This window comes from Paenibacillus sp. J31R98, assembly GCF_056269245.1.
This window is the reverse complement of the sequence record NZ_JBWDNO010000001.1, coordinates 300,175-313,801: the sequence shown is the minus strand read 5'-3', so window position 1 is coordinate 313,801 and position 13,627 is coordinate 300,175. Positions and strand designations below refer to the sequence as shown.

The following is a 13,627-nucleotide window of genomic DNA, read 5'->3' as shown; positions in this document are numbered from 1 at the left end:
ACCCCTTCTCTATACGATTCTTTGAAACTGTGCAGATTCCTGCCTGGCAGGTACGTCAACTTTCGTCAAGTTTCTTCTTCATCGGTCTTCGCAACAAAGCTGCCCTCAAACCATCTGCGCGCAGGCACGTAGATCGCCAGTGAGAACAGCAGCTGCAGGAACAAGCTCGGAACCATATGCTGAGACAATGCCCATTCATAGGTCTCGCTCGTTAACCGAAATACACGATAGATAAAGTAAACGATTGTGTCATATACAAGCGTGGATATGCCGATCATCGTCAGGGCCATTAGAAGCGTGCTCTTTCTGCGCTCCAAGAGCAGTCCTGTCATATAACCGACAAGTCCCATTGTGAACGAATGAATGCCGATGATGCGTCCATAGAACGCGAGATCCTGCAATAAGCCGAAGGCCATTCCGAGGATCAAGGCGGAGTGTCTGCCGCGATAGAGAGCGGCAAAGAGAACAAAAGCGAGCGTGAAATGCGGGACGATCCGTCCTACCATGCTGCTAGGCACAAGCCAATAGAACAAGGTGCCTTGTACGAGGAAGAACAGCAGCATTACGCCAACAATACGCTGCATGCTCATTTCTCGCTCTCCCCCGTATCCGCAGGCTGTACGACAAACACCTCTGTCAAATGGTCAAAATCCGCTGCCGGCGTAATCGTCGCGGTATACGTAAGGCCGAAGTCGCCAACCTGGCTGGAATCCACCGTACCGATAACCATACCGCGCGGGAAGACATTGCCAAGACCCGATGTAATGATCGTATCGCCCTTGGTGAGCGGATCATGCTCGGAAATCTTCGACATGTACAGCTTGCCAGTCTCCGGATCATAGGTATCCACGATACCGAAGGAATCTGTCTCCTTGCCATATACGGTAGCTGCGATAGCTTTCGTATCCGGCGACGTATCACTAAGTTTCGTAATCGGCATAACCGACGAGAAGAATGGATCCACTCGGCTGACAAGGCCGACAAGGCCTTTATCGGTGACGACGACCATATTCGGTTTAATTCCGTCTTTGGAACCTAAGTTGATTCGAATCGTATCATCATACGGATCTTGATTGACTGCCACGACTTGTGCAATCAAGTAGTTGTAGTCATAGAGCTTCTTCTGTCGTTCCGTGAAATTCAACTTCTCTTGAAGCCGTTTATTCTCGGCGTCGATTCGGTTAAATTTAATGCTGTCTCTGGCATAAGCCGCAGCTGCTATGCGAAGCTCTTCATTCTCCTTGTAGATATTGTGCAAGTTCGACAAATCTTGAAACAAGCCCGCTACATAACCAGCGGGCCTGTACAACCATTGCTGCACAAATGAGGTGGAATCGAGCGCAAAGTTCTCCGGCCAAGTCAGCTTCTTCCGGTCTCCGATGGAGAAGCCCATTACCGCAACGAACAATATAAACACAATCATTAAGACGAACATCCGTCTGTTGCGCATCCAATTAAACAACTTCTTTACACCTGCCCATTCCGCGCCGATTGCCAAACGAACTCTTTGGTTCGTTCAAACCAATCAGCGTGCTCATCCGTTTTCCCCATCTATACACGCGCCGGATATTATCGTTTGGAACGGGAAACCGGGCCTCCGCGTGTTTTGAACATATCAATATTGTCGAGTGCTCGGCCTGTCCCGATTGCTACGCAATCAAGCGGATTCTCCGCCACAATAACCGGCATGCCGGTTTCGCGGGCCAGCAGCTTGTCGAGGTTCTTGAGGAGCGCTCCGCCGCCTGTCAGAACGATACCGCGGTCCATAATATCCGCAGACAGCTCCGGCGGACATTTCTCAAGCGTAACCTTCACTGCTTCGACGATGGCGTTAACCGTATCCGACAAAGCATCGCAAATTTCTTCAGAAGAGATCGGAAGCGTCTTCGGCAAACCTGTCACCAGGTCACGGCCGCGAATTTCAATAGTCTCTGAGCGGTCCAGCGTCAGGGCAGAGCCGATCTCCATCTTCAACTGCTCCGAAGTCCGTTCACCGATCATCAGGTTGTACATACGCTTGATGTACTGCATGATAGCTTCGTCCATTTCGTCGCCGGCAATGCGGATCGAACGGCTCGTTACAATACCGCCAAGCGAGATTACCGCAACTTCCGTCGTGCCGCCGCCAATATCAACAACCATGCTGCCTGTCGGCTCCCATACTGGCAAATCCGCACCGATTGCTGCCGCGAACGGCTCTTCGATCGTGAATGCTTCGCGAGCTCCTGCTTGTTCCGTTGCATCCTTCACGGCGCGCTGCTCAACCGCAGTGATGCCCGATGGCACGCACACCATTACATTCGGATGGCGCGAGAAAAAGCCGCGCTGCTTCTGCGCCTGTCGGATAAAGTATTTGATCATCGTCGAAGTTGTATCAAAGTCAGCAATAACGCCGTCTTTCATCGGACGGATCGCACGAATATTGCCCGGCGTACGGCCGATCATCTTCTTCGCTTGCTCACCGACAGCTTCGATTGTTTTTGTATCAGTACGAAGAGCAACCACGGACGGTTCTCTCACGACAATCCCTTTTCCTTTTAGATAGACGAGTGTGTTAGCTGTGCCAAGGTCAATTCCTAGATCTTTCGTTCCAAACATGTTTGTATACTTCCTTTCTGCTTTCAGACAATCCCTCTTATTATATTACATATGACCTCGCTCCTTCAAACTGATAAAGCGATTGTCACCTATTACCAAGTGATCGAGAACATCAATACCTACAAGCTCGCCCGCATCGATCAGACGCCTCGTAAGCGCTATATCTTCAGGACTCGGCGTTGGATCGCCGCTTGGATGGTTATGTACGCAAATCAGCGAAGCGCTGCTGCACTTGATAGCTGCTCGAAACACTTCGCGCGGATGCACTAAGGTCGCGTTGAGGGTGCCGACGGATAATGTTTCTTTTAAAATAACCTGATTCTTCGTATTTAAAAACAAGCAGACAAAATGCTCTTGTTTCAGATAGCGAAGCTCCTCCATTAATAAGTTCGCGGCATCGGCTGGTTTTCGTATGGTAGGGAGTTCACCCTGCTGACTTCTGGCAAGCCGGCGGCCGAGCTCAATGCCCGCCCGAAGCTGTATCGCCTTCGCCGTCCCAATGCCGCGAATCTTCGTCATCTCCGCAATACTCATATCCACTAAGCCGCGCAGATCGCCGCATTGACTCAAGATTCGTGAAGCGAGCAGAACCGCGGATTCGCGCTTCGTTCCGGTTCGCAGCAGAATCGCCAGCAGCTCTGCATGGCTTAACGCTTCAGCTCCAACAGCCATCATCCGTTCGCGAGGTCTATCGCTGTGCGGTAAATCCTTCAAAACAAGTGGCGTTGCCTCCATAGACATCCCTGCCTTTGTGCGAGATTCGTCTCTAAGCTGCTTAAATCACGTTGATGCCGAATTCGTCTAGCATGTCCGACAGTAGCGATAACGGAAGCCCGACAACGTTAAAATAACAGCCGTCGATCCGCTCCACCAATGTCGCGCCAAGTCCTTGTATACCATAGCTGCCTGCCTTGTCGAGCGGTTCGCCAGATTCGACATAACGTCGAATTCGCTCCTCGCCAAGCTGCTTCATTGTCACAAGCGTCATCCGGTGATAGACAAGCTCGCGACCGGTGCCAGGCTCAATGAGAGCAACGCCGGTATATACCTCGTGCTGCCGGCCTTCGAGAGCCGTCAACATCCGAATCGCGTCGTTCTTGTCGGCTGGCTTGCCAAGTACTTGGCCATCAAGTACGACAATCGTATCTGAGCCAATAATAAGCGAGCCTACGGCAGTTTCGCTGCTTAGCAGTTCGGCGCTAGCTCTAGCTTTGCGCAGGCCGAGCTGCTCCACGATCATTGCCGGAGACCAGTTCTGTGGCGTACTTTCATCGGCATCGCTGGACAAAATGAGAACCGGCAAGGAAAGGCCGAGTGACGCGACCAATTCCTGCCGGCGGGGAGAAGATGAAGCCAGCACGAGCTGGCGTATCGTTGAAGAAGGTTTCGAAGAAGATCTCACATTCATGATGACGCTCCTTACGCATACTTAAATACCCGATTACAGCTTGCGGTAAACCCATATCGCTGCAATTAATCCAGCGATGCTAAGGAGGCTGATCTCAATTCGAAGTGAGAAGTTGTAGCTGAGCACGAGTAAATCCGCTGCAGGCGCCCACTTAATTGTAGTTGTTTTCGTGAGGAACGAAAGTCCTGGTACTTCCGACAGCCACCGTGAAAGCAGTGCGCCTGTCAATAATCCAATAAGCAGAAATAATAAAAATACCCAGAAATTTTTCTTCATGAAGTTACGTCCCTCGCCATAATTTGACACGTACCTTTATTATACGCGGGGACGTAACGCATTACAATGCATCCATGGAAGCAAACCAACCTTTCTGTGTGAACACGGCTTCCATCAACGCTTTTTGCATCGACCACAAGTAAGCCTCCGATGGTTTCTTCACATAAGCATCTGCAGCCAGCGCCGCCGTATTCATGGATTGGACAAGCTTCAGCAGGGCGTTCTTATTCACTTTATCCGTCATGCCCGCTTCCATCAGCGAAGCGGATTGTGTCCAAGTTTCATGCAGCCCTTTCCAATCTCCTGCTGCCAGACCGCCTGCGCTGCTGCCACCGCTTAATTGCTCCAAAGTTAATGAATCGAGCTTCGCCATCAGCTCATTCGTCTGCGAGAAGAACGCTTCTACGACAGATCTGTCGCCTTTGAAAGGAATGGAGGAAACGGCGGGCAGTTCAATCGGCTTCACATAGACGTCCATGCCCGTCAGAAGCTGCCCGAGCAGCTGTGCATTGTCTTTGTCCGTCGACATGCCCACGTAGACGCGGTAGTCCTCACTGGACGTTAACGAAGCCGCTGCAAGCCCCTTCTCATTCAGCTCGTTCACCGCTGCGTCAAGCCCCTCCTTGTTGCTGAATACGCCGAACTGGAGCATATAGTACGTGGAGGCAGGGATTTTCACTTGCACCAATGCAGATTGCGAATTCGCTTGGTTGCTGCTGTTGACAGCACCGCTGGATGCGCCGCTCGTTGCATTCGAATCCTTCGTTGAAGCGGCATTCTTGTCCGTACCCGATGTCGCAGCGTCCGCGCTCGTCTCGGTAGAAGGCTTGCTAGTTGTTGGCGCAGCTTCATTGCCGGTCGCGCCGCCGCCAGTAAACAGTGTAAGTACAAAATAACCAAATAATGCGCCGGTCGCTATCGCCCCAGTGACCGAAGCAAATACTTTGTACCATGACGGTCCTCTGCTTGGCCGTTGTGAGGATCCCGATAGATAAGAGCCCAAGGATGAACGAGCGTTGAGGTCATTGCTGTTCGCACGGCGATAGCGTTCTTCCTCCTCTACGTCGATGATCGGGTACATATCAATAACCTGCGGAGGTTGCGCCTTTCTCTTGATGGGTGCTTCTTCTTCGTATTCATCGCCGAGCAGAATCGGCTCAAGGACGTCCGTCTCTGGATAGGGCTGGAATTCAGTATGAAGTCGCTGTTGTTGGTGCTTAGAGACAGGCTGCTGCACTGCAGGTTCAACTGTTTCTCTCATTTGTTCCGGTTGGCGCGGCTTCTGCTTTGAGTATTGCCCATCTGCCTCACGAATAAGCTGCTCTAGCGCTTGGGCATCATTTTGGAAGGAGCTGTTCCATGGACCTATATCGGAAGTGAATTTAATTTCCTCTTGAAAAAATGGCACGACATTCGCGGAGTTCTCGCGCTGTTTCTCTTCCTGCTTCGGCTCCATCCGTGCTCCGCTGCGCTGATCGAAACGATAGGTGATGCGTCCTTTATTGTTCATCGCACTCTCTCCTTGTCCACATACTCTAGTACGAGTCTATGAAAAAGTTGAGAGAATTATGACTTCTGAAATCCGTTATACCGTTATGGATAGAGCGGCCATGGATCGCTTAGATTTGCATTCCTTGACAGGAATATTCCTTGTGAGGTATATTCGAACCATGAATTCGACTATGAGCGCTCTTGCTGAGCCTAACCGATTACGAATTGTCGAGCTTCTGCGAGACGGCCCTCTCACGGTTGGTGAAATCGCCGAGCGGCTTGAACTGAATCAGCCGCAAGTATCCAAACATCTGCGCGTGCTCCTGGAAGCAGGACTCGTCGAAGTTCATCCGGTTGCCAATCGGCGGATTTACAAGCTGGGAACGGCGCCGCTTAAGGAGCTCGATGACTGGGTTCGTTCATTCCGCCGCTTCTGGGAAGGGAAGTTCGATGATTTGGAAGATTATTTGCGCAAGCTGCAGGCGAAGGAACCGAATAAAGATGAGTAGGAGAACCATGTACAAAAATGATACTTCGGGAGGAAATCAACTTGGCAGATAACCAAACAACTGTTGGCGAGAACACGAAAGAATTGCTTATTACACGTGTTGTAGACGCTCCTCGCGAGCTTGTATTTAAAGTGTTCACACAAGCCGAACATTTGAAGCATTGGTGGGGTCCGGCAGGGCTTGCAATGAGCGAGTGTTCCGTGGACCTGAAGCCAGGCGGCCTGTTCCACTACAGCATGAAGACACCGGACGGCCAGGAAATGTGGGGCAAATTCGAGTATCGAGAGATCGATGAGCCTAATCGCCTCGTCTACATTACTTCCTTCTCGGACAAAGAGGGCAACAGCCACCGCCATCCCATGGCGCCCACTTGGCCGATAGAGGTTTGGAATGAGCTTGTATTCGAAGAGCAGGAAGACGGCAAAACGCTGCTGACCATGCGCGGCAAGCCATACAACGCTTCCATCGAAGAAATCCAGACGTTCACCGAATCGCATCACCTCGTACAAGGCGGACTGGCAGGCACATTGGCTCAGCTCGATGCGTACCTCGCAACAATCGTATAAATCTAGTAGGAATGCTGAGAATCGGGTGAGCGATTCTCAGCTTTTTTGTGGGCTTTGGTAGGTCCGGAGGGAGCTCACTTGAGGTCAAAGTCATTGATCGTGCGCCGTCCTATCCTTTTTTAGTTTTTTGTTCTAACGAACCATAGACGCGCTATTAGGTGAAAATAGCAGCCTCTCGAATTCTAGCGAATTCCAGTAACGCTATTCGGTCAAAAACAGGATAAAACAAGCTCTCGAAATGGAAGGAATCCCCTTAATAAATCCAGAATAAGTACCTCATATCACTAAGGGGGAATTTCAATGAATAAGTTAGAGTTGAAGCATGAACTAGAGCGCAAGCATCCCCATAAGGAAGCACGGTTAAAGCGGATTGAATGCATCTATATTCCAGTGACTAACACTGAAACTGCAAAAACGTTTTTTATGAAATATGGTCTAGTTACCCTATCTCCTCAAGGCAATGTGAAGCTTGCCTCCGGACAAGGGATCTTCTTCCTAGAGACTAAGCTTGCGCAAACGTCGAACTTCGTGACGCACGATTGGGACGAACAGGATGATCAGCATGTGATGGAAGCGGCTTGTTTCGAAGTCACACAGATCGAGGAACTCTATCAACTAATGAGAGACGAAGGAGCGAATGTTTCAGAGCTCAAAGATAACGGCGGCTGCGGATTGTCTTTCCATTTCTACGATCCCGATGGCAACAAGTTTGCTGCGTGGCAGGATCACCTAAGTTAGTGACGCTGAGCGCAAAAAAAAGCTGAGAAATCGGAACTCCGATTCTCAGCTTCTTTTAATTCTTCCAGTAATATGATCCGCCAAACGAATCTCCACACGTGCCTCTGCCCCTCAAACGTCAGACCATTCTGGTGTCCAAAGGGATTTAGAGACTTCTCCCTCAAGCCTTCCCGCGGAGCGTCTTGGCAAGGGAATCCGCAACCTTCCAAATATCGCCCGCGCCCATTGTAATAATGAGATCGCCCGGTTTCACTTGGTCCGTCAACACCACCAGCACTTCCTCTTTGGTCGGATAGTATGACGTATTCGCGTTGCTGTTCTTGATGATCATCTCCACGAGCTTCTTGGAGTGAACGCCCTCGATCTGCTGCTCGCCTGCAGGAGAATAAATATCCGTGATGAGCACCTCATCCGCTTCCGAGAACGCACGGCTGAATTGCTCCAGCAAGAAGAACGTGCGCGTATAACGCTGCGGCTGGAACACCGCAACGATCCGTTTGCCCGTCGACTTGGCAGCGCTGATCGTAGCCTGAATCTCTGTCGGATGATGCGCATAATCATCAATAACGAGAATATCATTCACTTCGCCGAGCACCTGGAATCTGCGTTTCGCGCCGCGGAAATCTACGATAGCTTGTGCAATCGCTTCGAATGATACGCCCGCTTCCAAGCATGTAATGACCGTCGCCATCGCGTTGTACACATTGTGGCGCCCTGGAACGGACAGCTCAATGCGGCCAAGCAGTTGGCCATGACGATTCATATCAAACGATGCTTTGCGATCGCCAAGCGTAATGTTGGTCGCACGGTATACCGCCTCATGGTCAATACCGTACGTAAGTACGCCTTCATGCCCAAGAGGACCTGCAATAAGCTCAGGAAGCATGCCCTGCATATTCTCATCGTCCGCACAGACGATTGCTTTGCCGTCTTGCTTCACTTGGCTTAGAAACTGCACGTAAGCCTCTTTTAATTTATTGAAATCACCGTCGTAGTTTTCGAGATGATCAGGTTCGATATTCGTCACGATGGCAATTGCAGGATGGTACTGCAGGAACGAGCCGTCGCTCTCATCTGCTTCCGCAACGACATAATCGCCTTTTCCGGCCTTGGCGTTCGTGCCAACATTGACGATCTCACCGCCAATGATATAAGTCGGATCAAGCTGGCAAGTTTCCATGACCAGAGCGATCATTGAGGATGTCGTTGTTTTGCCGTGCGCGCCAGCGACAGCGACACCTTTGCCGTAATTCATCAATCTTGCAAGCATTTGAGCGCGGTGAAGAATCGGAATATTCAAATCTTCCGCCGCTTTGCGTTCGACATTATCACGGGATAACGCCGTCGAGTATACGACCAAGTCCGCCCCTTTGACATGCTCCGGCTCATGACCGATGTAAATACGCGCCCCCTTGGCAGCAAGCTTCTCCGTAAGCTCTTGCCGGGCAACGTCCGAGCCGGTCACTTTATAGCCCATCTCCAGCATAACGCGCGCGATCGCGCTCATGCCGTAACCGCCAATACCGATGAAATGAACGTGTTCTGCTGTGTTCAAAGACGGTTCACCAACCTTTTTCAGAATCCTTATTGTAGAGCAATTGGGAGCGGACGTCTGCAATTAAGTAGAGCGTTCCGGAAACGACCGCCAAATCAGCATTACGTGTTAAACCTTGCAGTCTTTCAAGCGCCTGCTTCCAATCCGGTTCAACGATGAGCTCGAAAGGACGGTCCACTGATTCACGAATCTCGCTGACGAGCTCAGCCAGTTCCGCAGCAGGCAGCGCCTTGCGGAAATTAGGCTCAGTCACGATAAGCGTATCCACTAGAGGTAGTATATGCTTGAGCGTGTCACGATGATTCTTATTCGATAGCATCCCCATCATGAGATGCAAACGCTCGTACGAATACGTATCTCGTAGCGCCGCCGCTAATGTTTCAGCACCCTCTGGATTATGAGCGCCGTCGATCAGCAGCCTCGGGGACTGCTGGACCATCTCGAGGCGTCCCGGCCAAGCTGCTGTGCGAAGCCCAACACGCAGATCTTCATCCTCAATGATAGCTGCGTAATACTGCCGCATGACTTCGAGCGTCATGACGGCAACTGCCGCATTGGTCCGTTGATGTGCGCCATTCAGTGTAATCGTCAGCGGTTCAAGCGAACGGAACATCCCGTCAAAACGGAACGATTGCTCATTCTCCGCTACTTGAAGCGCTGTTTCATGAAACTTTTCTCCCAATAGATAAAGCGAGCTGCGTTTCTCCTTCGCCGTCGAAGTAACAACGGCTACCGCTTCCGGCTGCGTCACTGCACTGACAACCGGAACGCCAGCCTTAATGATACCCGCCTTCTCAGTTGCCACAGCTTCAAGCGTATCGCCAAGAATATCCATATGATCATGACCAACATTCGTAATAACCGATACAATCGGTGTCACGATATTCGTCACATCCATACGCCCTCCAAGCCCAGTTTCCCACACGACAAAATCAGGGTATGCCACAGTGCCGTAATACAAAATCGCCAGCGCCGTCGAAACTTCAAACATCGTAGGCGAGCCAAGCTCGGTCTGCGCAATCGCTTCGACATGCGGCTTCAGCTTGTTCGCAAGCATGAGCAGCGTCTCTTCGGGAATGTCCGTATCGTTGTACTTGAAACGATTCGTAAAACTCGTTATGTAAGGAGACGTGAACGTCCCCACATCATAGCCGCAGCGCAGCAGCACACTAGTCAGATAGGCGCAAACCGAGCCTTTGCCATTCGTGCCCGCTACATGAATAAATTTAAGCCGGCGCTCCGGGTGATTGAATATTTCCATCAGCTTCAGAATTCGCTCCATGCCTGGGCGAATGCCGAACGGGACGAGGCCTACAATCCAATCTCTTGCTTCCTCATAGCTAGCAAGCGGTGCCGGTAACTGTTGTTCAGTCATTATGATTTCCTTCTTCCTTCTGCAGCGAAATGCTGCGAATTGAAAAAGCCTAGAAGGGCTGTACTAGCCCTTCAGCTCCTCAATGCGCGCAAGCACTTTCTCGCGTTTCTCCGCATAGTCAGCCATTTTCGCGCGTTCTTCCTCAATGACCTTCGCCGGCGCTTTCGCAACGAAGCCAACATTACCAAGCTTCTTCTCTACGCGCTCAACTTCGCTAGTCAAATTCGCAACCTCTTTGTTCAAGCGGGCAATTTCTTGCTCGATGTCGATAAGGCCTGCCAGCGGCAAGTACATCTGAGCGCCTGTAACGATTGCAGTCATCGCTTTATCCGGAGACGCGAGATCTTCGCTGATCTCAAGCTTCGACGTGCCGCAGAAGCGGACAATGAACTCTTCATTGCGTTTCAGGATGGCAGCAATGCTATCGCTCGACGGCTTCACGAGCAGCTCGACTTTTTTGCTCATCGGTACATTAACCTCAGCACGGATATTTCGAACCGCGCGGATCATATCCATCAGAAGCTCCATCTCCGCAACAGCCTCCGGCGCTTCCAGCGCTGAATCGTAAACCGGCCACGGAGCAAGTGTGATCGTCTCGCCTTCATGCGGCAAGTGTTGCCATATTTCCTCACTGATAAACGGCATGAACGGGTGAATGAGACGCTGAGTACGATCCAGTACGTATGCAAGTACGGATTGCGTCGCGCGCTTCGCTTCCGCATCTTGTCCGTTCAGGTTCAGCTTCGCGAATTCGATATACCAGTCGCACAGATCATCCCAGATAAAGTTGTACAACACACGGCCGGTTTCGCCAAAATCATAGCTGTCAATCAGACGCGTTACGTCTGCAACCGCAGCATTCAGACGGTGAAGAATCCAGCGATCTGCCGTACCCAGCTTCACATTGATGTCAATGTCAGCTGCTGTTACGCCTTCAAGGTTCATGAGTGCGAAGCGCGAAGCGTTCCAGATCTTGTTCGCGAAGTTGCGCGCTTGCTCAACGCGCTCCCAGCGGAAACGCAGATCCTGCCCCGGCGTGCTGCTCGTCGAAATCATGAATCGCATCGCATCAGCGCCGTAATTCTCGATCACTTCAAGCGGATCGACGCCGTTGCCGAGCGATTTGGACATTTTCTTGCCGTTCTCGTCTCGAACGAGGCCGTGCATGAGAACATCCTTGAACGGCATCTCACCTGTGAACTCAAGACCCGTGAAGATCATGCGGGCAACCCAGAAGTAGATGATATCATAACCCGTTACTAGAACATTCGTCGGGTAGTAGCGTTTTAGGTCGTCAGACTGTTCCGGCCAGCCAAGCGTCGAGAACGGCCAGAGCGCCGAGCTGAACCAAGTGTCGAGTACGTCTTCGTCTTGACGAAGTGACTCGTTGCCACATGCGCAGGATGTTGGCTCTTCGTGCGCAACATGCATCGCGCCGCAAGAGTCGCAGTACCAAGCCGGAATGCGGTGGCCCCACCACAATTGGCGGGAAATACACCAGTCGCGAACATTTTCGATCCATTGCAGATAGATTTTCTCGAAGCGATCCGGAACGAAGTTAACGCCTTTTCCGGCGTTCTGCGCTTCAATCGCAGCTTCGGCGAGCGGTTTCATCTCTACGAACCATTGCGTTGACAAATATGGCTCAACAACCGCGCCGCTGCGCTCGCTGTGACCAACTTGGTGAACGTGATCTTCGATCTTGATGCATACGCCGAGTTCTTGCAGATCTGCAACGATGCGCTTACGGCAGTCCGCACGGTCGATGCCGTTGTACGGGCCAGCTTCTGCATTCATCGTACCGCTCTCGTCCATCACAACAATCTGCGGCAGGTTGTGGCGAAGACCAACTTCGAAGTCGTTCGGGTCATGAGCTGGCGTAATCTTCACCGCGCCGGAACCGAATTCTTTCTCCACATATTCGTCAGCAATAATCGGAATCTCTCTGCCGATGATAGGCAGAACGATCAATTCGCCGATCAGGTGCTTGTAACGCTCATCTTCTGGATGTACAGCAACCGCTGTATCGCCGAGCATCGTCTCTGGACGGGTCGTCGCAACGGTAATAAAGCCAGATCCGTTCTTCAGCGGATATTGCAAGTGGTACAGATGGCCGTTCACTTCTTTATGCTCAACCTCGATATCGGACAATGCGGTGCGCGCAGCCGGATCCCAGTTAATGATTTTTTTGCCGCGGTAGATGAGGCCCTTCTCGTAGAGGCGAACGAATACTTCGCGTACCGCTGCGGACAGCCCTTCATCCAGTGTAAAACGTTCGCGCGAGTAGTCGAGCGAGAATCCCATCTTCGCCCATTGCTCACGGATCGTCTCATTGTAGAGCTCTTTCCATTCCCATACTTTATCGAGGAATTTCTCACGACCGAGGTCGTAACGGGATACGCCTTCCTCGCGTAGCTTCTGCTCAACCTTTGTCTGCGTCGCAATACCTGCATGGTCACTGCCTGGCAGCCACAGAGCGTCATAGCCTTGCATCCGCTTCGTACGGATCAGAATATCCTGCAGCGTAAAATCGAGCGCATGCCCGATATGCAGCATACCCGTTACGTTCGGAGGAGGAATTACAATCGTATACGCTTCTGCATCTGGACGCTTGCCAGCTTCAAAAAATTTGCCCTCCATCCAATACGGATACCATTTGGATTCGGCAGCCTTCGGATCATACGTCGTCGGCATCTCAGTCATTGCTTGTTTCTGTGACATCACTATTCCTCGCTTCCAATGTATTTCAAAAACGTAATAAACTGGTTAAACGCAAAAAAAACCTATCGCCCTTAATAGCAAAGGACGAAAGGTTCTAGCTTCCGCGGTACCACCTTTGTTCCGAACAAGCCAATAACGGCTTCATTCGACAACTTGATAACAGGTAACGGCTGCAGCCGGCTTGAACTAACGGTTAGCACCGTTTCATTCCAGCAACTCCGGGGCGACCTGTCGCAGTTCATTGCCTGCAGAACCTCTCAGCGTATTGGTTCCGCTCTCTGAAGGCATTCCTGTTACTCTTCCCCATCAACGTTATTATAATAAGAGTATAACCCTATTTTTTCTATCATACACGTTATTATTTGCCCGCGTCAATCCCACAGCCGCCCA

13 protein-coding genes and 1 other annotated feature are annotated in these 13,627 nt (G+C 51.2%); of the genes, 3 read left to right on the top strand and 10 right to left on the bottom strand.

Annotation, left to right across the window (positions count from 1 at the left end):
- Nucleotides 1-65: 65 nt before the first annotated feature.
- The 7 genes from mreD to AC0YNX_RS01305 form a co-directional block, all read right to left on the bottom strand.
- Entirely contained in the window at nt 66-590 is a 525-nt protein-coding gene (mreD, locus tag AC0YNX_RS01335) for a rod shape-determining protein MreD (RefSeq protein ID WP_475813858.1), read from the bottom strand.
- The gene (gene mreC, locus AC0YNX_RS01330; protein ID WP_475813857.1) at nt 587-1,498 is read right to left on the bottom strand and encodes a rod shape-determining protein MreC; all 912 of its coding nucleotides are present in this window, start codon (nt 1,496-1,498) and stop codon (nt 587-589) included. The genes mreD and mreC overlap by 4 nt, the downstream gene beginning before the upstream one ends.
- Nucleotides 1,499-1,569: 71 nt before the next feature.
- The gene (locus AC0YNX_RS01325; protein ID WP_475813856.1) at nt 1,570-2,598 is read right to left on the bottom strand and encodes a rod shape-determining protein; all 1,029 of its coding nucleotides are present in this window, start codon (nt 2,596-2,598) and stop codon (nt 1,570-1,572) included.
- A 45-nt stretch (nt 2,599-2,643) separates the two neighbouring features.
- A complete protein-coding gene (gene radC, locus AC0YNX_RS01320) occupies nt 2,644-3,333 on the bottom strand; it encodes a RadC family protein (protein WP_475813855.1) in 690 nt (229 codons plus the stop codon).
- A gap of 40 nt (nt 3,334-3,373) precedes the next feature.
- Entirely contained in the window at nt 3,374-4,006 is a 633-nt protein-coding gene (locus AC0YNX_RS01315) for a Maf family protein (RefSeq protein WP_475813854.1), read from the bottom strand.
- A 33-nt stretch (nt 4,007-4,039) separates the two neighbouring features.
- Nucleotides 4,040-4,282 (bottom strand): DUF4321 domain-containing protein, encoded by a 243-nt coding sequence (locus tag AC0YNX_RS01310; RefSeq protein WP_090573494.1) that lies wholly within the window; start codon nt 4,280-4,282, stop codon nt 4,040-4,042.
- Between the two features lie 61 nt (nt 4,283-4,343).
- Nucleotides 4,344-5,792 (bottom strand): SPOR domain-containing protein, encoded by a 1,449-nt coding sequence (locus AC0YNX_RS01305; protein ID WP_475813853.1) that lies wholly within the window; start codon nt 5,790-5,792, stop codon nt 4,344-4,346.
- A 160-nt stretch (nt 5,793-5,952) separates the two neighbouring features.
- Between AC0YNX_RS01305 and AC0YNX_RS01300 the strand changes: the two genes are divergently transcribed.
- The 3 genes from AC0YNX_RS01300 (at nt 5,953) to AC0YNX_RS01290 (ending at nt 7,586) form a co-directional block, all read left to right on the top strand.
- Complete coding sequence (locus tag AC0YNX_RS01300) at nt 5,953-6,282, top strand: ArsR/SmtB family transcription factor (protein WP_475813852.1); 330 nt, start codon at nt 5,953-5,955, stop codon at nt 6,280-6,282.
- A gap of 41 nt (nt 6,283-6,323) precedes the next feature.
- Nucleotides 6,324-6,848 carry an SRPBCC domain-containing protein gene (locus tag AC0YNX_RS01295; RefSeq protein WP_475813851.1) on the top strand — a complete coding sequence of 175 codons (525 nt, stop codon included), beginning with the start codon at nt 6,324-6,326 and terminating at the stop codon, nt 6,846-6,848.
- A gap of 300 nt (nt 6,849-7,148) precedes the next feature.
- On the top strand, nt 7,149-7,586 hold the full coding sequence (locus tag AC0YNX_RS01290; protein ID WP_475813850.1) for a VOC family protein: 438 nt from the start codon (nt 7,149-7,151) through the stop codon (nt 7,584-7,586).
- Between the two features lie 160 nt (nt 7,587-7,746).
- On the opposite strand, the gene murC is transcribed toward AC0YNX_RS01290, so the two are convergent.
- From murC to AC0YNX_RS01275, 3 genes are all read right to left on the bottom strand, one after another.
- A complete protein-coding gene (gene murC, locus AC0YNX_RS01285; RefSeq protein ID WP_475813849.1) occupies nt 7,747-9,141 on the bottom strand; it encodes a UDP-N-acetylmuramate--L-alanine ligase in 1,395 nt (464 codons plus the stop codon).
- A gap of 7 nt (nt 9,142-9,148) precedes the next feature.
- Nucleotides 9,149-10,516 carry a bifunctional folylpolyglutamate synthase/dihydrofolate synthase gene (locus AC0YNX_RS01280; RefSeq protein ID WP_475813848.1) on the bottom strand — a complete coding sequence of 456 codons (1,368 nt, stop codon included), beginning with the start codon at nt 10,514-10,516 and terminating at the stop codon, nt 9,149-9,151.
- A 63-nt stretch (nt 10,517-10,579) separates the two neighbouring features.
- On the bottom strand, nt 10,580-13,237 hold the full coding sequence (locus AC0YNX_RS01275) for a valine--tRNA ligase (protein ID WP_475813847.1): 2,658 nt from the start codon (nt 13,235-13,237) through the stop codon (nt 10,580-10,582).
- 77 nt (nt 13,238-13,314) lie between these two features.
- Nucleotides 13,315-13,556, bottom strand: a binding site (T-box leader).
- Between the last annotated feature and the right edge of the window lie 71 nt (nt 13,557-13,627).

Bases quoted from the DNA above. Each gene is read 5' to 3' on its own strand.
- radC (WP_475813855.1), bottom strand. From the start codon at position 3,333: ATGGAGGCAACGCCACTTGTTTTGAAGGATTTACCGCACAGCGATAGA.
- AC0YNX_RS01280 (WP_475813848.1), bottom strand. From the start codon at position 10,516: ATGACTGAACAACAGTTACCGGCACCGCTTGCTAGCTATGAGGAAGCA.
- mreD (WP_475813858.1), bottom strand. From the start codon at position 590: ATGAGCATGCAGCGTATTGTTGGCGTAATGCTGCTGTTCTTCCTCGTA.
- AC0YNX_RS01315 (WP_475813854.1), bottom strand. From the start codon at position 4,006: ATGAATGTGAGATCTTCTTCGAAACCTTCTTCAACGATACGCCAGCTC.
- AC0YNX_RS01275 (WP_475813847.1), bottom strand. From the start codon at position 13,237: ATGTCACAGAAACAAGCAATGACTGAGATGCCGACGACGTATGATCCG.
- AC0YNX_RS01325 (WP_475813856.1), bottom strand. From the start codon at position 2,598: ATGTTTGGAACGAAAGATCTAGGAATTGACCTTGGCACAGCTAACACA.
- AC0YNX_RS01310 (WP_090573494.1), bottom strand. From the start codon at position 4,282: ATGAAGAAAAATTTCTGGGTATTTTTATTATTTCTGCTTATTGGATTA.
- AC0YNX_RS01305 (WP_475813853.1), bottom strand. From the start codon at position 5,792: ATGAACAATAAAGGACGCATCACCTATCGTTTCGATCAGCGCAGCGGA.
- AC0YNX_RS01290 (WP_475813850.1), top strand. From the start codon at position 7,149: ATGAATAAGTTAGAGTTGAAGCATGAACTAGAGCGCAAGCATCCCCAT.
- AC0YNX_RS01300 (WP_475813852.1), top strand. From the start codon at position 5,953: ATGAATTCGACTATGAGCGCTCTTGCTGAGCCTAACCGATTACGAATT.